Raw genomic sequence first — 26,283 nt, forward strand, 5'->3', positions numbered from 1 at the left:
GAAGCTTATGGAAATATGATGGGAACATATTAAGTATTAATTTGTTAACTTGATACAACTCATTAAAATATGGAATTATGAAAAAAGCTTTACTTCTGATTTTCGTTTGGTCAGTGATATCGAATTTTCTTTTTGCTCAAAGTTGGGTGCAACTAACAAGTGCTGACCTGGAGGTTCCTTTTCCTGAAACCTTGGTAAAACATCAAACCGATTGGTATTTGGGTACTCCCGGAGGGGTGTTTAAGTTGACCAATGGCAGTGATTCCTGGGTGTTGGTAAATAATAATTTAAATAATGTTATTGGACAGTTGCGAGTGGAAGGAATGGTATCTTCCGGAAACAATCTGGTTGTTGTAAATAGATGGTATGGCATTGTGTACTCAGCAAATGGAGGCTCTTCATGGGTTGCTTCTTCCGGATTGGATGGTTTTTATTATTTATCGAGAAATATTGTAAGTATAGGGGGGAGGTTATTAGTTGTTGCAGAGATTAATGACGGAACAGAAGCGTATGTGTATTATTCAGATGATAATGGAACCAGTTGGGAGCAGGGTATGCAGGTAACCGGGATTGATTACGAGCCTGATATATTTACCGATGGAACCTTTGCGTATATCACACATTCCAATACAAACAACACAGGTGAGTTTCTATCAAAAACTTCTAATGGTCAAGCTGCAGTAAGCCTGGGTTTTTCAGCTGCATACCCGGGAAGTTCTATTGAGAATACTACTATTGAGAGTCTTGTTAAGTCTGGAGATTATCTGATTGTTGGTGGAGAGGGTAGTTTATATCGCTATGATCAGGTTGGCTCAGAGGGGTGGACAAATATTGGTATTCCTCCATACTGGGAAAATGGGATAGTGTTTAATAACCTGTGCGAAAACGGTCTGGGAGAGGTGTTTGCTACATTTTTGGAAGGGGATATGTCTGTAGGTTTTTATAGTACCTTAAATCAGGGGGATAGCTGGACCTTGCATACAACCTCTTTAACAAAAGGGGCTCCTTTTGCTTTGGCATTTGATGCTGTAGGTAATGAAGTTATAGCTTGCTTTATTGATGATGGTATTCATTATACTCCAGATATTAGTACAACTGCAGTGTCTCCGCTTAATTCAGGTTTGTTGGCCAGTGATTTTCAAGAGTTATATGTGTCCGGAGATAACATGTTAACCTCCTTGTTTGTGTCGGGGATATATGGTTCATCTGATTTGGGAAGTTCCTGGAATGTATGGATGAATGGCTTTCCTGCGGAACAGCAGCTGGAGCGGGTATATGGTTATTTAAATAATGGCGCTTACCTGTTTGCCAATTACTCAAATAATCCAGACGATGACCCTGAGCCCCAGGATTTATATCGGTCGGTGGATGATGGTGAGAACTGGGAGAAAGTAAATTACCCGGCAACTATCGATAATGTCAAGGTCGTTGGAAAAAACGGTTCTGTTATTTTTGGAATGGCATTGGATGGAAGTGATATCCGGTATTATAGATCGCTAAATAATGGAGACGCCTGGACTGAAGCAACAACTATTCCTGCTGATTTTGTACCTAAAGTGATATCCGGAGATGGTGTTTCCGGAGAAAATAACTTGTTGTTTATGGCTGGTGTAAACACGTCCAATCTGTTAGAGGTATACAAATCTTCGGATGATGGAGAAACCTGGGCTTTAGCCATGGATGGCATCTCTACAGGAAGTTTGGAAGCTTTATATGATGATGAAGATGTTTTATTGATCACTCCTGCCGGTAAGGCATTTTTAAAGGTAAGGTATTCAAACTGGAATTATAGATTGCTATCCTGGGAGACTAATACATGGGTGCAAAAGTATTCTGGCGACCTACCTTACTATGATTTTAGTGCTATGGCTTATCACGATGGCGTGTTGTTTGTATCGCCCTATGATCAAGGGATTTATTTGAGTTATAATGATGGGGATAGTTATATCTCAACAAGTGGTATAAGTGCTGGTGTAGAGGTATATGATTTTGCATTTTACAATGGAGTAGCCTATACAACTACAGCTCAGGGAATATGGCAATTGACAATTCCTACAAATCTGGATGATTCAGAACTGTACGATGGCGCAGTTTTGTCACCAAATCCTGCCAGTGATATCGTTAACTTGAATATTGAAGCAAATAAAGTATCCATCTATTCGTTAACGGGAGATTTAATACATGTGTATAATGTTGTAGATAATGCTATTAATGTTTCTGATCTGAAAAATGGCATTTATATTGTGCTTGTTGAAGGTAATTCAAGATCTAAGGTGGTTAAGCTTATTAAAAAATAAGGTTGGAGCATTTTATTTTATGTGGGTACAAGATATAATAGGTGGGATAGTATCTTTTATGTATATCAACAATTATTAACAGAAATATCTCAAAATATTTTGGCACTTTTTATAATTTCGCAGCATGATTTACATAGTAGTGTTAATTTTGTTGGCTCTTATTGTGGCATGGTTTGCTTCAAACAAAACCAAACGTAAGGGTGAAGGGCAAGTAGAAGAAGAGGCGGTTGCAGTGCCGGATGATTGTTGTGGTGCACATGAAGTATGTGAGGCGGATAGTTTATTAAGTTCCAGTGCTGAGGTTAATTATTACGATGATGAAGAATTGGATAGGTTCAGGGGTACTGCTCCATCCGCTTATTCTGATGATGCCATTGAAGAGTTTCGCGACATATTGTATACTTTAAAAGGTATTGAGGTGGCAAGCTGGATGAAAAGCATTCAGCTCAGGCAGATTGAACTCCCGGAGATTATTCGTGAGGAAGCTTTGCTTATTGTAGGAGAGAGAAGGAATTTGGTTTAATTACTATAATTTTCAAAAATAAAAAGCCGACTATTTTTAGCCGGCTTTTATGTTTTATATCAATTAGAGATTATCCTATTACGGTAACCCAATTATGGGTATCTGGCTCGTCGCCATATTGGATAGCTCTTAATTTTTTGTATAGTTTCTGACTGATAGGGCCTGGTTCACCAGGTTCTCCATAATGGAATGATTTACCTTCTTCAACGTCGTCAATTTGTCCTACAGGACTAATAACCGCTGCGGTACCACATGCCCCAGCTTCTTCAAGTGAAGCTAATTCTGCAAATTCAATCGGCCTTCTTTCAACTTTCATTCCCATGTCTTCAGCAAGTTGTACCAGGCTCATATTGGTGATACTTGGAAGGATTGAATTTGACAAAGGTGTTATATAGGTGTTATCCTTAATTCCAAAGAAGTTTGCAGGGCCACATTCGTCGATGTATTTTTTTTCCCGGCTATCAAGATATAATACAGCCGAGTAACCTTTTTCATGTGCTATTTTACCTGCCACCATACTGGCTGCATAATTTCCACCTACTTTAATGTTACCGGTTCCCTGTGGAGCTGCTCTGTCAAATTTCCGGTTTATCATTAATTTTGTAGGCTTAAAACCTTCTTTAAAGTATGGGCCAACAGGAGTTACAAATACAATAAATGTATATTCGTCTGATGGTGAAACGCCAACTTTTGGACCTGAACCGATTAATAATGGACGGATATATAAGGATGCTCCTGACTCATATGGGGGAACATAATCCATATTGAGCTCAATTGCACGAATGACGGCTTTATTAAATAAATCAACAGGAACAGGTTCCATTAAAATACCCTCTGCAGATTTTTGCAGTCGTTTAGCATTTTCTTCCATACGGAAAACACGGACCTTGCCATCTTTCCCTTTAAATGCTTTAAGGCCTTCAAACGCCTCTTGACCGTAATGAACACATGTTGCCGCCATATGAATGGTAAGTTGCTCAGAAGTGGATTCTTCCAACTCACTCCATTGGCCATCTTTAAAATAACTACGAACGTTATAGTCTGTTTTTATATAACTGAACGATAGATTTGCCCAATCGATTTTGCTCATGGAGAAATGATTAAAATGAACTAATTTTTTTTACCGATATAAAACTATAACAAATTGGTGAAAGATTTTATGACAGATCGCAACTTTAATGGATGATATTTTATATTTTGACCTGTTTAGTTATTCTATTTCTGAATATTACGCGCTTTTAATTTGAAAGTATAAAAAACTATAATTTATTTTTAACGGATAAAAACAGCTTTGCGTTATTGCAAAAAAAAGCCGCATCAAAACGATGCGGCTAGCTGCTAACTCAAAAAACAGCAAATCAATAAATAATTTCTGTATTATTTATTGCTTTGCTAAACGTTTACGTTCGTGTTCTTCAAGATATATTTTTCGTATACGTATCGCCTGAGGTGTTACTTCTACGTATTCATCACCTTGAATATATTCCAAAGCCTCTTCTAATGAAAAGATGATTGGTGGTGCCAATTTAACCTTTTCATCCGAACTTTGGGTACGCATATTGGTTAATTTTTTTGTTTTTGTAATATTGATGGTTAAGTCACCATCCCTATTGTTCTCACCCACAACCTGTCCCTTGTAAATTTTTTCCTGGGGAGAAACAAAGAATTTACCTCTGTCCTGAAGCTTATCCAACGCATATGGAATAGCTGCACCATCTTCCATGGCTATCAGGGAACCGTTCAATCGTTTGTTGATTTCACCCTTATAAGGTTGGAATTCAACAAAACGGTGTGCCATAATAGCCTCACCAGCTGTTGCGGTAAGTAAAGAGTTTCTTAAGCCAATAATGCCTCGTGATGGAATGTGAAATTCAATAACAACACGTTCACCTTTGCGCTCCATATTCAACATTTCACCTTTGCGTAACTGTACCATTTCAATGGCTTTACCAGAGTATTCATCTGGCAGGTCAATGGTTAGTTCTTCAACTGGTTCGTGTTTAATTGCTGCAATCTCTTTAATGATTACACGTGGTTGACCCACCTGTAATTCATAACCCTCACGACGCATAGTTTCAATTAGTACCGACAAGTGCAATACACCCCTACCAAATACATTCCATGCATCAGCAGATTCAGTATCTTCTACGCGGAGGGCTAAGTTTTTCTCTAATTCAGCATCCAACCTGTCCTTGATGTGGCGGGAGGTAACATATTTACCATCCTGACCAAAGAATGGTGAGTTGTTGATGGTGAATAACATACTCATGGTTGGCTCATCAATGGCAATAGGATCAAGAGCTTCTGGTTCTTCAATGTCAGCAACCGTGTCGCCAATATCAAAACCATCCAATCCAATCAAAGCACAAAGTTCCCCACTTTTAACCAGGTCAACTTTCTTTTTACCTAAACCATCAAAAACATTTATCTCTTTGATTTTTGCTTTTGTAATGGAGCCATCGCGTTTTACTAACGAAACTTGTTGGTTTGTTTTTATTTCGCCTCTGTGTACCCTACCGATAGCAATACGCCCTGTGTACGGCGAGTGGTCAAGAGATGTGATTAGCATTTGGGGAGTTCCTTCAAGATATTCAGGAGCAGGAATATTTTCAATTACAGCTTCAAAAACGGCTGAAATATCTTCAGTCTGTTTTTTCCAGTCTGTACTCATCCATCCATTTTTTGCTGAACCGTAAATGGTTACAAAATCAAGCTGCTCTTCGGTAGCTCCAAGGTTGAACATCAGGTCAAAAACTGCTTCCTGAACTTCCTCTGGGCGACAGTTTTGTTTGTCTACCTTGTTGATAACCACAATGGGCTTTAATCCTAAGCCAATGGCTTTTTGTAGTACAAAACGGGTTTGGGGCATAGGGCCTTCAAAAGCATCTACTAAAAGAAGTACTCCATCAGCCATGTTTAAAACGCGTTCTACTTCGCCACCAAAATCGGAGTGACCAGGGGTGTCGATAATGTTTATCTTGGTGTCTTTATACATTACCGAAACGTTTTTAGAAAGGATAGTGATGCCTCGCTCTCTTTCTAAATCGTTGTTGTCCATGATTAACTCACCAACTTCCTGATGTTCTTTGAACAGTTTGCCTGCCAGTAACATCTTGTCAACCAATGTGGTTTTACCATGGTCAACGTGCGCTATAATTGCAATGTTTCTAATATCCTGCATAACATTATAAAAATGAGGGTGCAAAGGTAGCGTTTATTTTTGTTTTTGGATGAAGTAAATATTAAAAAGAGGTTTAAAAAGAATTGATTTAAGGGTTTTTAACCAAATTGATGGGTTGGTTTGAATTATCGGGTTTTAATACTGCATGGCCGTATTCCTCATTGCTAATTAGGTCAACGCTTAATCCTGCTAAGCGGGCTTCTTCTGTAATTTGGGTTCGGGTGTAATATTTTGCCCACATGCCGTTTTTAAACGATTCCCCAAGTTCTACGGTCCGCTTGTTTATTTTCTTTGCGATGCGATCAACCGTTTGGATTGTATCAGCATTTCGTTTTTCTGCCCAGAATGAGATGATGATCAAACCATTTTCTTTTAAGTTATGATTGATTTCTTTTAAGATTTCAACTCTTTTAGTTTTCCCTATAAAATGTGTGTATACACCCCAACCCAGCCAAAATACATCACATTTTGCACTTGGTATGGTATTGATTGGTAATTGGGTAAAGTTGACTGGCAGATTCTTTTCCTTAAAAAATGATTTGGCATAATTTGCCATAGCCAGGTCTGCTTCAAAAGCGTTTATCTGGCAACCAATTTTGGAAAGCATGTAGGCCTCCCTTCCTCCTCCGGCTCCTACAATAACAATGTTTGAATTTGCAATTGGATATTTATCAATGATTTTTTGCTCCCATGAAAATGGTCCCTGGGTTGTAGTCTCATCAGATCGGTATCTGGCGTTTTTCTGATAGAATTTTTGTAGTAAGTAATATAGTTTTTTTTCAGAAAGGACAGATAACCAAAATGCTTCAATAAGTATGTTGAGTTTATAGAACCAATGCCAAATAAACCTTAATATTTTAAAGTGTGCGTTAATGACTTTTTGTACGAACCTGATAAAGTAAAACAGCATGGAAATTTGTCTTTAAAAACCGATCAAAAATAGCTAAAACATTTATATAACTGGCATGTATAAACAAATTGAGGATACCCGATTATAGGTATCCTCATGAATAGTCTTTGTTAAAAGGAATTACTTTTTAGTGGTTTGCAACTGTTTTGCCATTGCTGCACCAATTAAGCTTTCCAATGGGGTGCCACCTTTTGAATCTCCACCGATTATCATGGTTTCGGGGAATTTTATTTTTGCAATTTCAGCGGCTACTTGTATATCCCTGTTCAGTTCCATTTGCAGTTTTACTTCAGGGGTAATACCGGCATGTACCTTTTTTGCAATTTCATATGCTTCTGCATCTGCGGTAACTTTCTTTTTCTGGGCATTTAATCTTTCTGTTTCCAGTGCTATGGCAGCAAGTTTTTTATTTGTTTCTTCCTGCTTTAATTTTGTTTCAATAGCAATAAGTGCCTTCACCTGTTCTTTTTCCTGATTTACCCGCTCTTCTGCCTTGTCCCTTTCTCCTTGGGCAACAATACGTTGTTGTTCTGCTTTTGCAGTTTCTATTTTTTGTTGCTCCAGTTGTCGTTTGGCTGATTCGTCTCTTTGGGCTTCCAGTCGTTTTTTAAATGTGGCTTCCAGATCAATTTTATCCACAATAACCTGTGAAACTATAATGTTGTTTTCTGATAGTTCATGAGGAATTCGTTTGGGGATGCCATTTTTCAATATTTTTTCAACGATATAGCTGGTCTGAATTTCTTTAATGGTTCTTTCCTTTTGAGTCATGTCTATCTGATGAAAGATAGTGTCTTTTACCTCAATTTTATTTACAGCATAAGTTCCATCTTTTAACTGCTCTTCAAATGTTTGGCGAAATGACTGAGCTTCTCCTGAGATGTAGTTTTGAGCTGCAAACATATAACCGGTATTGATTAACTGTTCGCGAACTGTGGGAATAATGGTGTTGTTTACCAGATTACTCATAGTTCGGTATTTTACGGCAAGGCTTACAAATGATTCTTCATCAGTAGGTAATTGAAAACGCAAAGATACGTATCCATTTGCTGTAACCTGGTCGATAAAGCGAATAGGAATAGGGTGCATGATACCTTCTAATTCATCTATATCTGATTCTGTTTGGTTGCTAACAACCTTTACGTCAATAAATTTTTGCCATTTATCAATTTTTGCCAATCCCCTCCATTTGATACCTTGTTCCATAACGGCACTCATTTTTCCTGTTGGCGATACTAAAAGGTAATTAAATCCGCGATCGGCAAAGAAAAACAGATAAGGTAACATTAACATAAAAATGGCCGCTAATACTAAAATATTGCCATGAGTAGTCTTTATGCCTTTTAACCATAAAGGTAGTCTGGCGTTGCTCTTGTCTATTTTAGAAATAACCCATGCTGTAAGTCCAGCAAGCAAAATTAAAATTCCCAAAAATGTAGTCATAGGTAATTGTTTATTTGTTTATAAAGAATATGATTGAATATAAATAATATTATTGTACTGAATATGCATATAGCAAATTTGAACTACTTAGAAGTAATTTGAATTTATTATAATGAATAAATAAAGGATTGCTCTTTTAAATATGGCGTAACGATTTGATATAATGAAGTGTGACATCATAGTTTATATTAAAGTTAATGTTTGATAATAACTTTTGGAAGTTTTGACTTTGGGTAAGTTAAAGCTTCCCGTGTTTGGTTTTGTAAACTTAATATTTCAAATGTATATATCCAAATTGAAAATTCAAAATATTGAAATTATTTTTCAATTTGAGTGTATTTACTCCGAATAGCGGTTGTTTATGGCAAATAGTCGTGGTCAATATGGCCCATGGATTTATATAGGTTGATGCGGGCCTGTGGGGTTATTGTCTCTAATTGATTAATCCATTCCCGGGCCGAGTTTCTTAAAGTGTGGTCTTCGAAAGGACATTCCTTTTTCAGTGATTTAAATTTTTTGATTTTTGCATACTCTTGCATTTCTTTGTTTGTATTGAGTATTAAGGGTCTGATCACTTCTATTTTGCCCTCAAACATAGTTAGGGTCGGTGGTATTGAAGAAATGTTTGCATGCATCACCATGTTCATTACCAGGGTTTCAATGGCATCGTCGAGGTGATGACCAAAGGCTATTTTTTTGAAGTTGTTTTTTCGGGCAAAATCAAATAATTCTTTCCGTCTGTTCCATGAACACGTAAAACAGGGTTTCTTATCTTGTTTTTCTTGTATGCCAGCGTGTGTTGTCAATAGGTGTAGGTGGATATTTCTGTTGTGGCAAAAGTCGTGTAAAAACTTCCTGTCTATTTCATAAGGTACGTCATCGGTAATGATGTGGATGGCATGTATTTCATAGTTAATGGGTAAAAACTTCCTTCTTTCATAAAGGATGTCAAGTAAAGCAAGAGAATCTTTGCCACCGGATACCGCCACTAAAATCCTATCGTTAGCTTCAATCATGTGGTGCTGATTGATAGCTTTTCCTGAAAGGTTGATGATTTTGCGAATAAAGTTTTTGTTTGTTTTTGAGATAGATTCCATTTTTATCAACAAAAAAAATCCCGGCACTGCATGCAGGCCGGGATAAATATATTTTACAGCGTAAAATTAGTTTCCTAATGCAAAACGCTTAAACTCAGTAACAGTTAAGTCTTTGCTAGTTTCGTTAAGATACTGCTTGATAGACTTTTTGTTATCTTTTACAAAATCTTGCTCAAGAAGAGTAGACTCTTTGAAGAATTTACCTAAGCGACCTTGAGCAATTTTATCAAGCATAGCCTCAGGCTTACCTTCTTCTTTTGCTTTTTCACGACCAATCCTTAATTCTTGCTCAACAATCTCAGCAGGAACCGAATCTTTGTCAACACCTACAGGAGCCATAGCAGCAACTTGCATAGCTACGTCTTTACCAGCTTGCTCTTCAAAGTCAGCTTGGTTGAAGCCAACAATTACAGAAAGTTGGTTACCTGGGTGAATATAAGGAACTACTGTTTCAGCGCTTACAACAGCATAGTCTTCAATCTCGATTTTTTCACCGATAACACCAATTTGCTCAGTGATAACATCTTTGATTGCAACACCATTTAATTCAAGTTCTAAGATATCCTCTTTAGTAGCAGCATCGCTATTTAATGCAACTTCAAGAATTGAATCAGTTAAAGCAACAAAGCTTTCGTTTTTACCTACAAAGTCTGTTTCGCACTTTAAAATTAAAACAGCACCTTTTTTAGCGTCGGCAGAAACTTTTGCTAAGGTACAACCTTCAGTAGTTTCACGATCGGCACGCTTGCTAGCCATTGCCTGACCTTTTTTACGGATAATTTCAACAGCAGCGTCAAAATCTCCATCAGTTTCGGTTAATGCCTTTTTACAGTCCATCATACCGGCACCGGTCATTTTTCTGAGTTTACTTACGTCAGCAGCTTTAATCGCCATGATATATCTATTTTTAGATGGTTAAATCAATTATTCTTTACCTTCTTTAGTATCAGCTTCTGTTTCGTCAGCGTCTACTTTAGCAGCAGCCTTTTTAGGCTCATCTTTTTTTGCAGCTTTGTCTTTTTTAGCAGCAGCTTCGCTTTCACGGTCTGCTTTTCTTTCGCTTAATCCTTCTTCCATGGCTTTTACCATGATGTCAGTGATTAATTCGATAGACTTAGTTGCATCATCGTTAGCTGGAATTACGAAATCCAGGTTAGATGGATCAGAGTTTGTATCAACTACACCAAACACAGGAATGTTTAATCTATTTGCCTCACGTACTGCAATGTGCTCTTTCATTACGTCAATAACAAACATAGCAGCTGGAAGACGAGTAAGGTCAGCAATACTTCCTAATGTTTTTTCTAACTTAGCTCTCTGACGAGTAATTTGAAGGCGCTCTCTTTTTGAAAGGTTTTTCCAGGCACTAGGATCAGCCATTAGCTTATCGATAGAACCCATTTTTTTAACAGCCTTACGGATTGTTGGGAAGTTTGTAAGCATACCTCCTGGCCAACGCTCCACAACATAAGGCATGTTAACACCTTTCATTTTTTCAGCAATAATTTCTTTTGCCTGTTTTTTAGTAGCTACGAATAAAATTTTTCGTCCAGATCTTGCAATCTGCTTTAATGCGTTTGCTGCTTCTTCAATTTTAGCAGCTGTTTTATGAAGATCGATAATGTGAATACCGTTACGCTCCATAAAAATGTAAGGAGCCATTGCTGGATTCCACTTTCTTTTTAAGTGACCGAAATGTACACCGGCCTCTAATAACTCATCGAAATTTGTTCTTGCCATTTTTGTTTTTTTTAAGTCGTTTACATTCTGTAAATATCAACCCTCAAGTAGCCTTTGTTAGTTGAAAGTATAAAGTTGAAAGTTATAAAGTAGTGTGTTGTACAAATACTTTATGAGCTTTGCCGACTTTAATAACTTTTTAACTCGCAAGGGTCTTGCGGATTTAGATACTAAACGCACCCGAAAAATATTAACGCTTACTAAATTGGAATTTCTTACGTGCTTTTGGTTGACCTGGTTTTTTACGCTCAACAACTCTTGCGTCGCGAGTCATAAATCCTTCAGCCTTTAAAGCAGGTTTATTTTCTTCGTTAACTTTTACTAGTGCACGGGCAACAGCCAATCTAATAGCTTCAGCTTGCCCTTTTACTCCTCCACCATAGATGTTTACTTTAATATCGTAGTTTTCAGCTACTCCTAGAGTATTTAATGGCTGAGTAACGATATATTGTAAGATTGGTGATGGAAAAAATTCCTTAAGGTCGCGTTTATTGATGGTAATTTGTCCCTTACCTTCGCTCAAGTATATACGAGCCACAGCAGCTTTTCTTCTACCTATTGCGTTTACTACTTCCATACTCTATTACTTATATAAGTTTAAATCAATAGTTTTTGGCTTTTGTGCCTCTTGTTTGTGCTCAGCTCCAGCATACACAAATAGGTTGCTGAAAAGTTGACGTCCTAAACGAGTTTTTGGCAACATACCTTTTACCGCTCTCTCTACAAGTCTCTCAGGACTTTTTGCAAACAATTGTGCAGGAGTAACATTTGTACGTCCACCTGGGAATCCAGTGTGATAAAAGAATTCTCTTCCTTCCCACTTGTTTCCGGTTAAACGAACTTTGTCTGCATTGATAATAATTACATTATCACCACAGTCAACGTGTGGAGTGTAGTTTGGCTTGTATTTTCCACGTAACAATTTTGCTACCTTAGAAGCCAAACGTCCAACTATCATGTCAGTTGCATCTACAACTACCCACTCTTTGTTAGCAGTTGCTTTGTTTGCCGATACTGTTTTGTAACTTAAAGTATTCACAGTCTTCCTTTGTTAATAAATTAAAAAAAATAAACAGTTTCAAACAGCCATAATAATCTAATTAACAACCTCTTAGAATCCAGGGTCCCATTCCTGATTCATAGATAAGTCATTCAATTCTATTATCTTATGCTGTTCGGCACGAATAATAATCGGGCGCAAAAGTACAGTTTATTTTTCTTATAACCCAAAAATATTCAAAAAAATATTAGATATTAGTTTGTTGATTTCTAAAATATAAGGTGATTCGTTGGGTAATATATTTGATTCTTATTTTTGTACTTTAGTTTTGGGGTAAATGGGTGTTTGAATAAACTTGTTATTTTTATGGTTTGATAACAGGTAGTAGTTTTAATATGATTTTACGTATATGATCGATCATAGGATGTTTATGGCTCGAGCCATTTTGTTGTCGGAGGATAATGTTAAAAAAGGAGGTGGTCCTTTTGGTGCCGTGATTGTTAAAGATGGAGAGATTGTTGCTGAGGGGTATAATCAGGTTACTGCCCAAAATGACCCTACTGCCCATGCCGAAGTGACTGCGATTAGGAATGCATGCAGAATTTTAGATACGTTTGATTTGTCGGGCTGCATTATTTATACTTCGTGTGAGCCTTGTCCGATGTGCTTGGGTGCCATCTATTGGGCCAGGATTGATAAAGTATTTTATGGTAATTCGAAAAGTGATGCTGCCAGTATCGGGTTTGATGATGATTTTATATATAAAGAATTGGAACGACCATATTCAGGCCGTTCACTTTCCTTTGTTCAGATCATGAAGGATGAAGCCAATAATGCTTTTAGGTTATGGGATGGTCTTGATTCAAAAACTGAATACTGATGCGATTGGGGGAGGAATTTTTTAAATTGGGAGCTCTTGAGCTGGCTCCTAAGTTATTGGGACAGAAAATTGTGAGGTGCTTTGAGGATGGGAGGAAATCGGAATTTGTAATTACTGAAGTTGAAGCCTATTGTGGTGAAGAGGATTTGGCTTGTCATGCAAGTAAAGGGCGTACAAACAGAACTGAAGTAATGTATCACAGAGGTGGAAAAGTGTATGTTTATCTTATCTATGGTATGTATTGGCTTTTAAATTTTGTTTGTGGAAATGATGGAGATCCCCAGGCTGTTTTGATTCGTGGGGTAGAGGGGGTGTCTGGGCCTGGAAGGGTTGGTAAGGCTCTTGGGTTGGATAAAACTTTTTATGGCGAAAATCTGCTATTTTCAGATAGGTTGTGGCTTGAAAGGGGTATAGATGACCTAAAAGTGGTTGCATCTAAAAGGATTGGGGTAGAATATGCCGGGCCCACTTGGTCAAATAAAAAGTATCGTTTTTTTGTGGATCAATAGTGGTTTTTATAGGATCTGTATTCTTGTGTGTTTTCCATGTAATTGGTAGTTAAAGGTTTTATGGATGCTAATCGTTTTTCTTCAAATGGTATTTTATTGTTGTTTGTCAGCATAAGGCACAATGTATTGTAGTTGACATCTTTAATGTGGTTGATGTTGACAATGTACCTGGGGTGACACCTGATGAATCCATAATGTTGTAACATGGACTCATATCTTCGTAAGGGTTCTTTTGTATTGATAAGTTTACCGGTTTTTAATGTGAAGTCTGATTTTGAATAGTTTGATTCCCCAAACACAATATTTGATATGGCAACCGAAAATATCTGTGATTTCGTTTTGAAAACAATGTGTTTTGGATTGTTTGGGTTGCTTGTGTTCTCAAAAAATGCCTGCATTTTCTTTTTGTAGCCCTCTTCAACAAGGCTGGTAATTACGTTGTCTACTACAATTAAAAGCTCACTAATATCAAGAGGTTTGTATATAAAATCAATGGATGCGAAACGGATGTCGTCAAGTGCATATTCCTGATAGGCTGACATAAATATAACTTTGTAATCTAAGTCAAAAGTCTGGCGTACTACTTCAATAGCAGTCCCTCCAAACAAATGGATATCAAGTAGTGCAATCTGTGGTTTATGGAAATAAAGGGCCTTTATAGTATCTTCAACAGTGTCTGTTTGTGCAATAATTTTTATGTTGCCAAAGTTTTCTACCAATATTTTTTCTATTGCAGTCCTGATTCTTATGTCGACGTCGGCAATTAATATGCTTATATTTTCCATAACTTATCAGATTAAAATGGTTTAACTTTTTTATTGAGCTTTGTTTTCTGATCGCGGCTTAATATGGGGAGTTCAAATTGTACCAGAACCCCACTTTGGTTAGGTGTGTTTTCTTGTATGTCAATAATTTTAAAATATGCTTTCTTGTGTGTTACTCTCCTGATTACATCTAATCGTTCATTTGTTATTTTAATTGCCATGGATTCGTGTTTCTTACCTATCGGAGGTGTTTTTTGTGAGGCTTTCCATCCAATTCCATTGTCCTCAATCTCGATGGCAAGGTTAGAGTCCATTATAAAAAATCTAACTTCAATTCTCCCGTTTGTACCTAGTCCTTTTATTCCATGTTCAACGGCATTTTCAACAAAGGGTTGGGTTATCATTGGGGGAAGCAGGATGTTGTCGGCATCAATATCTTCGGCAATGGTGATTTTATAGCTAAATGGGTGTACAAATCGCAATCTTTGTAGCTCGAGATAATAATCAAGCATTTTTTTCTCTTCAGATAAGGGCATGTACTCATATTGGGAACTTCTTAATACCTGTCTCATTAAAGAGGCGAAGTCGGATAGGAACAGGGACGATTTTTCCATATCGTTCTCTAAAATGTATACTTGTATTGCACTCAGGGCGTTGAAAATGAAATGGGGATTCATTTGAGTGCGCAACAAGCGCTGCTGCATAAGGATGTTGTTGTATTTTGATCGTAGTTTTATTTGCCGGTAAACCAAAACGGCAGCAATTATTAATACAATTGCTAATATGATAGTGCCGGTTATGGTCTTTTTTTGTTGTAGTATTAGTTTTTTCTGTAGCTCGGTTTTGTTGTTTAAAGCGGTCAATTGGTTTTGCGTTTGCTCAAATTTCCGCATGGTTTCCAGGGTGGTGGAATGTCGTAGATTTTCTTCGTTGATAATGCTGTCTTTGTATGCTTCGGCTATTTTAAGGTGGAGTAGTGCTTTTTTATTGTTGCTTAATGATTCATATATCTTTGAGAGCAGTCTGCTACAGGCTTCAATTTGATATTTCGATCCGATGTCTTCCGCAATTTTGAGGCCGGTGTTGAGATTGTTGATGGCATTAGGGTAGTCTTTCTTTAAATAATAGGTTTCTCCAAGTGTTGAATAGCTTACGGAAATATTGATTCTATCGCGGGATTGCTTGTTGAATATGAGTGCTTTTTCAAGGTGTTGGATGGCCAGGTTGTATTGCTTTTTCATGTTGTAGGCATATGCAAAGCTGTTGTGGTTTATGGCTTTGCCAACGGTAGAGTTTATTTGTGTATTGTAGTTTAATGATTTTGTAAAATAAACCAGGGCTGAGTCTACAAGATTCATTTTGAGGAGGGTTTCTCCGATATTGTTGTTGTTTATGGCCAAACCCAGGATGTTGTTCCTGTTTTGGGCAATGGCCAGTGATTTTTTGAAGTATTCTATGGCAGAATGGTAGCGTTTGAGGTTGATGTATATATTTCCAATACCATTGATGGCTACGCTGGTTTGGAAGGTGTCCCTGATATTTTCTGCAATTTTCATTGCTTCCATATGCAGATCAAGAGCGTGCTTGTTTTCGTCTATCCTGCGGTATACTACAGCAAGCGTATTTATATATTTTGCCATAAGGCTTTTATTCTCAATATCGCGTGCAATTTTAACCGCTTTGTCGTGATATATTAAGGCTTTGTTATATTCTGATCTGTTTCTGTGTCTTACACCAACAACATTATATATTTGGGACAGTTGTTCGTTAAAGTTGTTTTTTATCGCTATTTCTTCTGCTTGTTTAAGGTAATCATCGTAAGCAGTGGCCGTGATAATATTTTTTTCAAAAAATGTAATTGACTGGTTGATAAGGTTTGAAACTATGGTAGAATCGGTTTGGAGCAAGGGGGTGGAAAATTGGTTGTGATTGGCTTTTTTAATTGTTTTCTGACAGCTTAAGAAAACAACAACCAATAACAAATAGAATGAAATTCCCACAAACGCCTTCATGTTATAGTGTTTTGAGATGCAATTTAGTTATTTACAGTAATATACGCATGGAGAGGATTTTATAGTTATCAACTATTTATTAACATATGGTTTTCAATTAAGAATTTATTGTTTTAACAGGGGAAGTTATCGTTGTTGTTGTTTTGGATTTGAAGGATAAAGGTAACTTGATTTTAAAGGTTATATTTGTAAGAATGGAGATTTTGCTTTGCAGTTTTCTCTTTGTAATTCTAATTGTTTTATAGATGTATGTGATAAAGGAAATTCTTGCTTTTTTAATGTTGGCAATTCTTTGCCAGTGTAGTTTGGGTAATGATAAAAGCAAGCATAAAAACTATATAATAGAGCGTTTTTCGAAAAAAGAAAAATGTGATTATGATTATAATAACCCGGATAAGGTAAAGGGGCTGGATTGGTCCTTGTCTGAAATATCGGGTATGGCCTATAATGAAGCTCATCATACATTATTGGTGGTAAATGATGAAAAGGGAAATGTGTATGAGCTGGAAATTGATAATTTTGCTATTGTCAGTAAAAATATGTTCTGGAACACTGGAGACTATGAAGGGATTGGCTTTGACGGGGATTTTATTTGGGTCATTAAAAGCAATGGCAAACTATATCAATACAATCCCAACAGTAAGGAAACCGAGTCTTTTGATACGCCTATTTCGATGAGAAATGAGGCAGAAGGCTTGTGTTATAATGAAGAGACAAAAGAGTTGTTTGTGGCCTGTAAAGGAAATGCCCTGGATAAAGGTAAAAAATCGAAGGCTAAGGCTGTTTATGCGTTTGATGTGGAAAATAAAGTGTTTAAAGAAGATGAAGTTCTGAAGTTTCATCCTAAAGATATAATTGACTTTGTGGAAGAAACAAAAAAGGGGGAGATTGATAAAAACCTGATTGGTAGGATCAAGGTTTTTTCGCCTTCAGGGATTCAAATTAGCAGTTCATCTTCAGATCTGTTTGTTTTGTCGGCCAGGGGCAGTATGTTGCTGGTGATTGATTTAAAAGGTGAGATAAAGGAATTGGTCTTCTTTAATCCGAAGCATTTGCCACAACCCGAAGGGATTTGTACGGATGCAGAGGGTAACCTATATATTTCTACCGAAGGGAAAGCAAAAAAAGGAAAGATTTTTTTGTTTAAAAAAAAGAATAGAGAAAATAATTAAGTTGGTTTCATGAGGAATTTGTGTCTTGTTTTATTGGTGATGGTATTGGGAGCATGTGGTACTTTAAAGGCTCCATATTATTCAAGTGAATTTCAGGGATGGCAATCGCAAAATAAAACTTCAGATAAAAAAATAGTGCATACGTTGTTTCTGGTCGGGGATGCCGGGAAGCTGGACAGCGGTGAACACAACATTGTTCTGAATGCAGTAAAGAATGACCTGGAAGCTACTCAAGGCGTGTCAACCTTGGTTTATCTGGGGGATAATATATATCCTTTTGGAATGCCAAAAGCCAACGCAGAATCCCGGGTTGCAAAAGAAAAGGTAATCAATGCACAGCTCAATTTGGCAAAATATGTTAATGGAAACACATATTTTATACCCGGTAACCATGATTGGCTTAAAGGTAGAAAAGGGGGATTAAAGGCGTTGAAGAGGCAGGAGGAATATATTGAATCATTTTATGATAAGGGTTTTAAGAATGAGGTGAAGTTTTATCCCGGAAATGGCTGTGGCGATCCAAAAGTGAAGAAAGTCAATAAAGATTTAGTGTTTGTTTTTCTTGATAGTCAATGGTGGCTTGAGAATTGGGATAAAGTAAAAAAGATTAATAAAGGTTGCGACATAAAATCAAGGGGCGACTTGTTGGCAAAGATTGAGGAAATATTTATTGAGTATAAAAACGATCAGATAGTTGTCTTGATGCATCATCCTATCTTTACTAATGGTGTCCATGGAGGGAAATTTTCATTTTATGATCATGTTTTTCCCTTGCGCCATATTAAAAATCTATGGATCCCATTACCTGTAGTGGGTTCTCTATATCCAATTATTCGCCAAACAACAGGGTCGGTGCAGGATGCTAGCAATTCAAGTTATATTGAGTTGAGTCAGGGTATCAACCAAATTGCTGAAGATCTGGATGTAGATGTCATATTTGCATCAGGTCATGAGCACAATTTGCAATATTTTGATAAGGATAATGTAAAGTACATTGTGAGTGGCTCGGGAAGTAAAAAGACGTTTGCCATGGCTGGTGGGGATGTCGGCTACTCAAGGGAAGCAAGAGGTTATGCCAAGCTCCTTTTTTATGAGGACATGGAAACCTGGGTGGAATACTATACGGTTTCTGATAAAAATGAAATTCCCCAGTTGGAGTTCAGAACCCAAATTAGCAAACCCAAAGCAGGAACAGTGGATATTGCAAAAAAATACCCTCCGGTTACAATGTGTGATACTATGGTGGCTGCCAACAAGGACTTTGTGGCTGGAAAGGGGAAAGGGTTCTTTTTAGGGAAGCAATACCGCAATATCTGGGGAACGGATGTGGAAGTTCCGGTTATTGATCTGGAAAATAAACTGGGAGGACTTACTCCTATTAAAAAGGGAGGGGGCATGTCGTCAAATTCATTGCGAATGGAGGCGAATGATGGCAGGCAATATATTCTTCGTTCAATAAACAAGGATTATACAAAGCTGGTCGACCGAAAATACAGCACGCTTAAAGTGCTGGATATTATGAAGGATCAAAACAGTGCCAGTCATCCATATGGTGCATTGATGTTGCCTGCTCTATCTAAAGCGGCCGGTATTTACTACACCAGTCCCCAATTGGTATTTCTTAAACATCAAAAACAGTTGGGAAACTACAATGAACTGTTTCCTGAGGAGCTTTATTTACTAGAGCAGCGTCCTAGCGGAGATTGGAGTGATGCTGAACAGTTCGGCAAGTCGGATGATATTATCAGCTATAACGATCTGCTTGAAAAATTGCGCGAAAAAAAGAAACACTATGTGGATCAAAAGTGGGTGCTCAAATCCAGGATGTTTGACCTGTTGGTTCACGATTGGGACCGACATGATGACCAATGGAGATGGGCAACGTTTGAATATGGGGATAGCGTTGTCTATCGGCCAATTCCCAGGGATAGGGATCAGGTATTCTATAAGTTTGAAGGGGTAATCCCATGGTATGTATCAACCTTTGTAATAAAGAAGTTTAAAACCATGAAAGGCAATGTTAGAGATGTAAAAAACCTCTCATTTAATGCCCGATATTTTGATCGTTATTTTCTTAATGAATTGGACTGGAAGGACTGGGAAATAGTGATCAGGGAGCTTCAGGATAGTATGACCGACGAGATACTTGAAAAATCATTGAGTGCCTTGCCACAGGAAGTAACAGGCCTTAATGCCGAGATCCCTGAAATTTTGAAATCCAGAAGGGACAACCTTATGGCAATAGGTAAAAAGTTATATGATTTTATCTCTAAAGAAGTTGAAGTTACAGGAACAGATAATGATGAAGATTTTTTGGTTGAGAGAAAAAATGATGGGAGTGTAACCATTAGTTATTCAATTGAAAGAGAAGATAAAGGTGATTTGAAAAAGTATGAAAGAACCTTTTATCCCAATACAACCAAGGAGGTTCGGCTATATGGATTAAGGGGCAAAGACGAATTCAAAATCATTGGCTCAGATGTGAACAAGATCAGGATTCGGATTATAGGGGGAGAAGACAATGATAAAATAGTAAATGAAACCAAAGGAGGCGGCTTATTTGCCTATGATCTGAAAGACGGAATTAAAATAAAAGGAAAAGGCGTATGCGACAAAACAAAGGACGAGGATATTTGGGTTAATGATTACGACAGGAAAGGATTTAAATACAATAAGTACTTCCCCTTTGTTCGTTTAGGGTATACCAAAGATGATGGAATGTGGTTTGGGGCTTCGTATTCGATGACAACAAATAAATGGAGAAAATATCCTTACAGTTCAAAACAACGAATGTACTTTGAAGTAGCACCCGGAAACCAGGATGCTTTTAAATTTGGATACGATGGCCATTTCCCTGATATGATAGGGGGGATTGATTTTAAGCCAAGGATAAATGTCGATTTCCCAAGTATTGAAAACTTTTTTGGTTATGGAAACGAATCGGTTAATCCGGGAAGAGAAAAGGAATATAATTGGGTTACATTAACTGGGGCCAAGGTAAATCCCCTGTTTTCTTTGGAGAGCAAGAATCAGCATTTTATTTTTGATTTTGGGCCAGCTTATCAAACCATGGAAATTCAGGATAAAGCAGGGAGAGTGTCATTAGATCCTATATTAGGTTTTTCGGCCAAAGAACTACAGCGGAAGCATTTTGTTGGGGCGGAGTCACATTTTACTATGAAATCAATTGATCGGGAAGACAATCCATCAAATGGGTTTTTGTTATATGCAGGGTTAACCTACCAATACAATTTAACTGACGAAGATGATTTGTTAAGCCTTTCGGCTAATTCAAAGTTTTATTTGACTTTATGTAATTACCCCAAGGTGATTTTGGCCAATAATATAGGTTTTAAAACTATTGAAGGGAAGGCGCAGTTTTACCAAACGCCTGATATTGGAAATCTGACCAATTTACGGGGATACCGGAAAAACAGGTTCCGGGGGGAATCCGTTTTTTATGAGAATGTAGATCTGCGTTTCCATGTATGGGATTGGAGCAATACTTATGTGCCGGTAAACATAGGTTGTACCTGGGGATTTGATGTAGGCAGGGCCTGGGAAGAAAATGAAAAATCAAAGCGTTGGCACAACAGTAAAACAATAGGGATTTGGTTTGATGTGCTGGATGCTTTTGTTATGCAGCCCTATTATTCATTTACTGAAGAAGATGATTTTTTTAGTTTTATAATGAGGTTTAGTTTTTAATAAATGATAATAGGTAGTAGAAAAAGGCTGGTATTTATCAGTATTCCTTTGTTGCTTTTTATAGGTTTCTGGTTTTCATTATCCTTTCCTCTCTTTAAGGTACCTTACTCTACGGTAATTTATTCTTCTGAGCATAAACTGCTAGGGGCCCATATTGCTTGCGATGGGCAATGGAGGTTTCCGCAATGTGATTCGGTACCCCATAAGTTTAAAGAGTGTATTACTATGTTCGAAGATGAACACTTTTACCGACATCCAGGTGTTAATCTGGTTTCGTTGGGCAGGGCTTTATATCAAAATATTTCTAAAGGTAAGATTGTTAGCGGGGGCAGTACTTTATCCATGCAGGTAATCAGGCTCTCAAAGCAAAGGGAAAGAAATGTTGTGAGTAAAGTGATTGAACTCATCCAGGCCTTACGTTTGGAATTGGTGATGTCAAAAGAATCCATCTTGAAAAAATATGCTACGCATGCTCCTTTTGGAGGGAATGTGGTTGGTATTGATGCCGCTTCCTGGCGGTATTTTCAGCGCCCTGCATATCAATTGTCATGGGCAGAGCAGGCCATGCTGGCGGTTTTGCCTAATGCCCCGGGACTTATCCATACCAATAAAAACAGAGGGATGTTAAAAGAGAAAAGGGACCTGTTGCTCAGGAAACTGTACAATAAAGGGAAAATTGATTCTGTTACTTTAATGCTTGCAGTCGATGAGCCTGTGCCTGATCATCCTTATGCTTTACCCCAGCTGGCTCCTCATTTGTTAGACTATTGTCGTAAAAAGAAGGAAGGGGAGATTTATACCCTTTCATTAAAATCTGAATTGCAACAACAAGTAAACAGCACCCTTCAATTTCATCATGAAAAATTAAAGCTGAATGAAGTACATAATGCTTGTGCAATTGTTATTGATGTAAAAACAGGAAAAGTACTTTCCTATTGCGGAAATGTAATGGGGGAATCGAACCAAAATCATGTTGATATTGTAATGGCTCCCAGAAGTACGGGGAGTATCCTCAAGCCATTTTTATATGCAGGCTGTCTCCAGGATGGCCAGATTTTACCTCGGATGTTGGTAAAAGATGTACCGACATACTATAAGAATTTCGCTCCCAAAAATTATTCCCGTATGTATTCCGGAGCAGTTCCTGCCGATGAAGCGCTGAGCCGCTCGCTAAATGTTCCTGCCGTTAATATGCTTGAAGACTATGGAATTGGGCGTTTTTGTAATTTGCTTCAAAAAACGGGTTTGGGTACCATAAAATCTGACCCCGATTATTATGGTTTGAGCTTAATTTTGGGTGGGGGTGAGGCAACACTGTTTGAACTGGCAGGTGCTTATGCTTCTATGGCCCGGACATTAAATGAATATTGCACTAATAATGGTTTGTATCGCACCAAAGAGTTTTTTTCACCGATTGTTTTTAATAATGATACAATTAGCAAGGGTGTGATTTCTTCTTTTTACCCGGTGTATAGTGCAGGTTCTGTATATTATACTTTTAATGCAATGACAAATGTGGCTCGTCCACCGGAGGAATCCGGGTGGCAAACTTTTTCGTCAAGCAGAAAAATAGCATGGAAAACTGGAACCAGTTTTGGATACCGCGATGCCTGGGCAGTTGGTGTAACACCTGAATATGTTGTAGGAGTATGGGTTGGTAATGCTACAGGAGAAGGACGCCCTGGAATTGTAGGGGGGACGGCCGCAGGCCCGATACTTTTTGATATTTTTCATTTGCTTCCGGCTACAACCTGGTTTCAGGTTCCTTATGATGATATGGAGAAGGTTGCGGTATGTAAAAAGTCCGGCTGTTTTTCCGGACCTTATTGTGAGGTAGATAGCGTATTTGTGCCTGTTGCTCCTGTTAAAATACAAAGATGTCCATACCATAAGCTTATTCATTTAAATAAGGAAAAAACGCATCAGGTAAGTTCAGATTGCTATCCTGTATCAACAATGGTTCATGAGGGATGGTTTGTGTTGCCGCCAGTTATGGAATGGTATTATAAAAAGAATCATCCGTTGTATAAAACATTGCCGCCTTTTATGGATGGATGTGGGTTGGGCAATAATAAAATGATGCAATTTATTTATCCGCAAAATAACAATAAGGTTTATATCCCGGTAGGTTTAAATGGTGCGTTGCAATCTGTTGTGTTAAAAGTAGCCCATCGCAATGCAGGATCTACTATTTATTGGCATTTGGATGATGAATATTTGGGAGCAACTTCTTTTGTTCACCATATGTGCATACAACCTGATCCGGGCAGTCATCTGTTAAGTTTAATCGATGACAAAGGCAATACATTGTATAAGAAGATTGTTTGTGTGGGGAGAGGTGATAATAAATAAGGATGCATGCCAGAGTGATCCCAACAGATATATTAAAGCAGGCATCCTTGAAATCTATGAAAAAACAGAGTAATTTTTATTGATGATATTTTCCTCCCTGGTGTCCTTGCATTCGTCGTTCCTGCATTTTCTTTTCGTCTTCAAGCATCTTCTGGTATTGCTCTTCGTTTAAAACCTTTTTCATCTGCTCTTTATGTTCAGCTCTTAAGGTCTGCATAGATTCTCGCATGGCTTCTCTGTCTGTGTTGTTCTTTCTCATTTCCTGTACCTGCTTCGCAAAATCAAGGTTGATTTCTTGTATTTTTACAGCTTGTTCATCTGATAGTTCCAGTAGTTCTTTCATCCTTTCGGTTTGCTTCTTGCTTCGTTCAACAGGATCCATATTCCTTTGCGGACGTTGGGCTGTTAGCTGGGTTGATAGCGATAAGATCAAAATGGCTATAAATACTAAATTTTTCATTGTTGTAATTTTATATGGTTTTTACTTTCAGGATATTTGACGCTAATAGAATTTTTATCCTGCGTTGTAAAATGCTAATCTAAGTCCAACGTTGTATTGGATCTGTCTGATTCATAACCTAAGGGTACTCCATATAAAGTTCAAATTGCGTTTTATGCTTATTGCAAGCAAATCAAAAACGCTTATGTCTGGCAACAAACGAAAAGAATTTAATGCTGATAAAAATATGATTGTAAAGGGTTGGGATTAGCCCAAAGTGTTTGGCCATTATTTTAAACCGTTCTTTTAATCCGGCTGCGATATTTTGCTTGGTAATGCCCCCGTCTAAAAACTTACTTAATATTAGGTGGGTGTTAAATATGTTGTCAGTCTTTTTTAATGCGGTAAGGCACCATTCAAAGTCGGCAGAAAACTTGTAGGTAAGGTTGTAATGGTTAATAAGTTTCTTTTTTACGATAAACGATTGGTGGCTAACGAGCATTCCTCGCTTAAAACTTTTCCAGGTCAGGTTTTCCGGTGGAGTCAGGCGTCTGTTTCCAATCTCCTGTCCCAAAGAGTCAATCATTACAGTGTCACCATAATATATGTCCGCATCGGTGTTTGATGCGAATATTCTTTCTAAAGTATCATAATTGGCAATTTCGTCGCCTGAATTGATATACCATAAATAATCTCCTGTTGAAAGGTCGATACCCTTGTTCATGGCATCATAAATCCCCTTGTCAGGTTCGCTGATCCAGGCAGAAATCTGCGATTCATATTTTTTTATGATTTCAACAGTGTTGTCTGTGGATTTACCATCAATGATAATGTATTCTATATTTGGATAGGATTGATTTATAATACTTTTAATAGTTGTCTCCAAGGTTTGTCGACCGTTGAATACCACTGTGATAATTGATATTTTTGGAGAGAAATTCTTCATAAACAAGAAAAGTTACAACAAGCTTTTGTATAAGTTCATATACTTATTGGCGATTAGTTTGTTGGAATAGTTGGATAGCACAAAATTTCTGGCGTTTTCTTTTACTGCCTTAGGGTCGGTGTTAAACAAAGCTTCATAAATTCCCAAAGCCAGGCCATCTGAATCTTTCATGGTGGTTAAAAAACCATTTTTTTTGTTTTCTATCATTTCAGGTACGCCTCCAACCCTGAAACTAACAACCGGTATCCCACACGATTGGGCTTCCATTACCGTGTTGGGCAGATTGTCTTGTAAGGAAGGAAGTACAAATGCATCGGCACAATTGTATAGTTTTACCATCTGCTCAGTTCCGTCAATATAGTTTAATGAATGAACTTTATAGGGGTATTTGTTAAAGTCTATATCTTTGCTTTTTCCAAAAATGATCAATTCTATTTTGTCAGATAATTCCGGATATCTGATGTCCAAAATATGTAATGCTTCCATGAGGTAGCGGGCTCCTTTTCTTGGATCAGAGATGTTAGCCGCTCCAAACAACAGGAGTTTCCTGTTTAAAGGCAATCCCATTTCTTTTCTGCATTCATCCATGTTCATGGGTGCAAAAACATTTGTGTCTATAGGATTGGGGATTGAGTATATTTTTTTTCTTCGCAACAGGGAGCTTTCCTGGGCTAATGACCCAAGCCATTTGCTACACGAAACAGCATGGATATTCGCCTGGTTCCATATATTATATTTTTTTTCATGGATTTTTGAAGAAAGATCGCAGCTGTTCGACCACCGAAGGAAAGGGCAATGCCCACAAGTGTCAATGTAGTGGTTGCATGTATTTGCATAATGGCACCCTCCTGTAAAAGGCCACATATCATGCATGGTCCATACTACCGGTTTTTTGAGCCTGAATAACTGATCCAGATTTTTCAGTGACAGGAACCCGTGGTTAATCCAGTGCAGATGAATGATATCTGCTTCCTGTACCATGGGATGTTGGCTTATGTCAATGCCCGCAACTGCAGGGGAAAAGCTGAATCGAACCGTTTTGTTTTTTTCGTAAGGCAAAAAATATAAACGCTCTTTTATAAAACGGTTAAAAGCTTTTTTTTTGTCAATGCGTTTATGACAAATGGTTGATATATCCACATTTTTATTAACAGGTTCTTCAACCAACATACCAACGTCAGCCTCAATATCCTTTAATGAAGTATAAAGCCTGTTGGCAGCAACAGCGGCTCCTCCGGAATGAGCTGATTTATTTATGATTAGTATTTTCAAAATCCTTTGCTAATAAATATTGTGATTTAATATCGCTA

At 37.7% G+C, this 26,283-nt stretch carries 21 protein-coding genes; 7 read left to right on the forward strand and 14 right to left on the reverse strand.

Annotation, left to right across the window (positions count from 1 at the left end; all coding sequences use genetic code 11):
* Positions 1-77 precede the first annotated feature (77 nt).
* Together OM074_RS13960 and OM074_RS13965 are read left to right on the forward strand one after the other, a co-directional pair.
* On the forward strand, positions 78-2,297 hold the full coding sequence (locus OM074_RS13960; protein ID WP_301200446.1) for a T9SS type A sorting domain-containing protein: 2,220 nt from the start codon (positions 78-80) through the stop codon (positions 2,295-2,297).
* 124 nt (positions 2,298-2,421) lie between these two features.
* Positions 2,422-2,820, forward strand: coding sequence for a hypothetical protein (locus OM074_RS13965; protein ID WP_301200449.1), 399 nt, complete (start codon positions 2,422-2,424; stop codon positions 2,818-2,820).
* Positions 2,821-2,890: 70 nt separating this feature from the next.
* Here the strand turns inward: OM074_RS13965 and OM074_RS13970 are convergent, their stop codons facing one another.
* The 9 genes from OM074_RS13970 to rplM form a co-directional block, all read right to left on the reverse strand.
* Positions 2,891-3,910, reverse strand: a complete 1,020-nt coding sequence (locus OM074_RS13970; RefSeq protein WP_301200451.1) for a branched-chain amino acid aminotransferase — start codon at positions 3,908-3,910, stop codon at positions 2,891-2,893.
* A gap of 291 nt (positions 3,911-4,201) precedes the next feature.
* Entirely contained in the window at positions 4,202-6,001 is a 1,800-nt protein-coding gene (gene typA, locus OM074_RS13975; protein WP_301200453.1) for a translational GTPase TypA, read from the reverse strand.
* An 88-nt stretch (positions 6,002-6,089) separates the two neighbouring features.
* Positions 6,090-6,911, reverse strand: a complete 822-nt coding sequence (locus OM074_RS13980) for a class I SAM-dependent methyltransferase (RefSeq protein WP_301200455.1) — start codon at positions 6,909-6,911, stop codon at positions 6,090-6,092.
* Between the two features lie 120 nt (positions 6,912-7,031).
* Positions 7,032-8,354: an SPFH domain-containing protein gene (locus OM074_RS13985; RefSeq protein ID WP_301200457.1), complete on the reverse strand. Its 1,323-nt coding sequence runs from the start codon at positions 8,352-8,354 to the stop codon at positions 7,032-7,034.
* 359 nt (positions 8,355-8,713) lie between these two features.
* Positions 8,714-9,451, reverse strand: a complete 738-nt coding sequence (locus OM074_RS13990) for a tRNA lysidine(34) synthetase (protein ID WP_301200459.1) — start codon at positions 9,449-9,451, stop codon at positions 8,714-8,716.
* A 66-nt stretch (positions 9,452-9,517) separates the two neighbouring features.
* Positions 9,518-10,345 carry a translation elongation factor Ts gene (tsf, locus tag OM074_RS13995; RefSeq protein ID WP_301200461.1) on the reverse strand — a complete coding sequence of 276 codons (828 nt, stop codon included), beginning with the start codon at positions 10,343-10,345 and terminating at the stop codon, positions 9,518-9,520.
* A gap of 30 nt (positions 10,346-10,375) precedes the next feature.
* A complete protein-coding gene (rpsB, locus tag OM074_RS14000) occupies positions 10,376-11,191 on the reverse strand; it encodes a 30S ribosomal protein S2 (protein WP_301200463.1) in 816 nt (271 codons plus the stop codon).
* Positions 11,192-11,381: 190 nt separating this feature from the next.
* Positions 11,382-11,768 carry a 30S ribosomal protein S9 gene (gene rpsI, locus OM074_RS14005; RefSeq protein ID WP_301200465.1) on the reverse strand — a complete coding sequence of 129 codons (387 nt, stop codon included), beginning with the start codon at positions 11,766-11,768 and terminating at the stop codon, positions 11,382-11,384.
* Positions 11,769-11,774: 6 nt separating this feature from the next.
* Positions 11,775-12,230, reverse strand: coding sequence for a 50S ribosomal protein L13 (gene rplM, locus OM074_RS14010; protein WP_301200466.1), 456 nt, complete (start codon positions 12,228-12,230; stop codon positions 11,775-11,777).
* Positions 12,231-12,600: 370 nt separating this feature from the next.
* On the opposite strand from rplM, the gene OM074_RS14015 reads away from it, so the two are divergent.
* The gene (locus OM074_RS14015; protein WP_301200468.1) at positions 12,601-13,071 is read left to right on the forward strand and encodes a nucleoside deaminase; all 471 of its coding nucleotides are present in this window, start codon (positions 12,601-12,603) and stop codon (positions 13,069-13,071) included.
* Positions 13,071-13,580 carry a DNA-3-methyladenine glycosylase gene (locus OM074_RS14020; RefSeq protein WP_301200470.1) on the forward strand — a complete coding sequence of 170 codons (510 nt, stop codon included), beginning with the start codon at positions 13,071-13,073 and terminating at the stop codon, positions 13,578-13,580. The genes OM074_RS14015 and OM074_RS14020 overlap by 1 nt, the downstream gene beginning before the upstream one ends.
* Here the strand turns inward: OM074_RS14020 and OM074_RS14025 are convergent.
* Together OM074_RS14025 and OM074_RS14030 are read right to left on the reverse strand one after the other, a co-directional pair.
* Complete coding sequence (locus tag OM074_RS14025; protein ID WP_301200472.1) at positions 13,574-14,365, reverse strand: LytR/AlgR family response regulator transcription factor; 792 nt, start codon at positions 14,363-14,365, stop codon at positions 13,574-13,576. The two genes, OM074_RS14020 and OM074_RS14025, sit on opposite strands and share 7 nt — an antisense overlap.
* Before the next feature lie 11 nt (positions 14,366-14,376).
* On the reverse strand, positions 14,377-16,356 hold the full coding sequence (locus OM074_RS14030; protein WP_301200474.1) for a tetratricopeptide repeat-containing sensor histidine kinase: 1,980 nt from the start codon (positions 16,354-16,356) through the stop codon (positions 14,377-14,379).
* Between the two features lie 245 nt (positions 16,357-16,601).
* Here OM074_RS14030 and OM074_RS14035 point away from each other — a divergent pair, with 245 nt between their 5' ends.
* From OM074_RS14035 to pbpC, 3 genes are read left to right on the forward strand one after another with little or no spacing between them, the layout of a single operon-like run.
* A complete protein-coding gene (locus OM074_RS14035) occupies positions 16,602-17,528 on the forward strand; it encodes an SdiA-regulated domain-containing protein (RefSeq protein WP_301200476.1) in 927 nt (308 codons plus the stop codon).
* A gap of 9 nt (positions 17,529-17,537) precedes the next feature.
* The gene (locus OM074_RS14040) at positions 17,538-21,236 is read left to right on the forward strand and encodes a metallophosphoesterase (protein WP_301200478.1); all 3,699 of its coding nucleotides are present in this window, start codon (positions 17,538-17,540) and stop codon (positions 21,234-21,236) included.
* Positions 21,237-21,239: 3 nt separating this feature from the next.
* Entirely contained in the window at positions 21,240-23,588 is a 2,349-nt protein-coding gene (gene pbpC, locus OM074_RS14045; protein ID WP_301200480.1) for a penicillin-binding protein 1C, read from the forward strand.
* 76 nt (positions 23,589-23,664) lie between these two features.
* Here pbpC and OM074_RS14050 read toward each other — a convergent pair whose 3' ends face one another.
* The 3 genes from OM074_RS14050 to OM074_RS14060 all read right to left on the reverse strand — a co-directional run bounded on the left by OM074_RS14050 (position 23,665) and on the right by OM074_RS14060 (position 26,245).
* The gene (locus OM074_RS14050; RefSeq protein ID WP_301200482.1) at positions 23,665-24,048 is read right to left on the reverse strand and encodes a DUF4890 domain-containing protein; all 384 of its coding nucleotides are present in this window, start codon (positions 24,046-24,048) and stop codon (positions 23,665-23,667) included.
* A gap of 172 nt (positions 24,049-24,220) precedes the next feature.
* Positions 24,221-24,973, reverse strand: coding sequence for a glycosyltransferase family 2 protein (locus OM074_RS14055; protein WP_301200484.1), 753 nt, complete (start codon positions 24,971-24,973; stop codon positions 24,221-24,223).
* A 12-nt stretch (positions 24,974-24,985) separates the two neighbouring features.
* Entirely contained in the window at positions 24,986-26,245 is a 1,260-nt protein-coding gene (locus OM074_RS14060; RefSeq protein ID WP_301200485.1) for a glycosyltransferase, read from the reverse strand.
* Positions 26,246-26,283 lie beyond the last annotated feature (38 nt).

Origin of the sequence: Plebeiibacterium marinum (genome assembly GCF_026013615.1) — a bacterium.
GTDB lineage: Bacteria > Bacteroidota > Bacteroidia > Bacteroidales > Marinilabiliaceae > Saccharicrinis > Saccharicrinis marinus_A.

Coding starts and splice junctions, on each gene's coding strand:
- pbpC (WP_301200480.1), top strand. CDS start 21,240: ATGATAATAGGTAGTAGAAAAAGGCTGGTATTTATCAGTATTCCTTTG.
- OM074_RS13970 (WP_301200451.1), bottom strand. CDS start 3,910: ATGAGCAAAATCGATTGGGCAAATCTATCGTTCAGTTATATAAAAACA.
- OM074_RS14055 (WP_301200484.1), bottom strand. CDS start 24,973: ATGAAGAATTTCTCTCCAAAAATATCAATTATCACAGTGGTATTCAAC.
- OM074_RS13965 (WP_301200449.1), top strand. CDS start 2,422: ATGATTTACATAGTAGTGTTAATTTTGTTGGCTCTTATTGTGGCATGG.
- OM074_RS14020 (WP_301200470.1), top strand. CDS start 13,071: ATGCGATTGGGGGAGGAATTTTTTAAATTGGGAGCTCTTGAGCTGGCT.
- OM074_RS13980 (WP_301200455.1), bottom strand. CDS start 6,911: ATGCTGTTTTACTTTATCAGGTTCGTACAAAAAGTCATTAACGCACAC.
- OM074_RS13990 (WP_301200459.1), bottom strand. CDS start 9,451: ATGGAATCTATCTCAAAAACAAACAAAAACTTTATTCGCAAAATCATC.
- OM074_RS14040 (WP_301200478.1), top strand. CDS start 17,538: ATGAGGAATTTGTGTCTTGTTTTATTGGTGATGGTATTGGGAGCATGT.
- tsf (WP_301200461.1), bottom strand. CDS start 10,345: ATGGCGATTAAAGCTGCTGACGTAAGTAAACTCAGAAAAATGACCGGT.
- typA (WP_301200453.1), bottom strand. CDS start 6,001: ATGCAGGATATTAGAAACATTGCAATTATAGCGCACGTTGACCATGGT.
- OM074_RS14015 (WP_301200468.1), top strand. CDS start 12,601: ATGATCGATCATAGGATGTTTATGGCTCGAGCCATTTTGTTGTCGGAG.
- rpsI (WP_301200465.1), bottom strand. CDS start 11,768: ATGGAAGTAGTAAACGCAATAGGTAGAAGAAAAGCTGCTGTGGCTCGT.
- OM074_RS13960 (WP_301200446.1), top strand. CDS start 78: ATGAAAAAAGCTTTACTTCTGATTTTCGTTTGGTCAGTGATATCGAAT.
- OM074_RS14025 (WP_301200472.1), bottom strand. CDS start 14,365: ATGGAAAATATAAGCATATTAATTGCCGACGTCGACATAAGAATCAGG.
- OM074_RS14030 (WP_301200474.1), bottom strand. CDS start 16,356: ATGAAGGCGTTTGTGGGAATTTCATTCTATTTGTTATTGGTTGTTGTT.
- OM074_RS13985 (WP_301200457.1), bottom strand. CDS start 8,354: ATGACTACATTTTTGGGAATTTTAATTTTGCTTGCTGGACTTACAGCA.
- OM074_RS14050 (WP_301200482.1), bottom strand. CDS start 24,048: ATGAAAAATTTAGTATTTATAGCCATTTTGATCTTATCGCTATCAACC.
- rpsB (WP_301200463.1), bottom strand. CDS start 11,191: ATGGCAAGAACAAATTTCGATGAGTTATTAGAGGCCGGTGTACATTTC.
- OM074_RS14035 (WP_301200476.1), top strand. CDS start 16,602: ATGTATGTGATAAAGGAAATTCTTGCTTTTTTAATGTTGGCAATTCTT.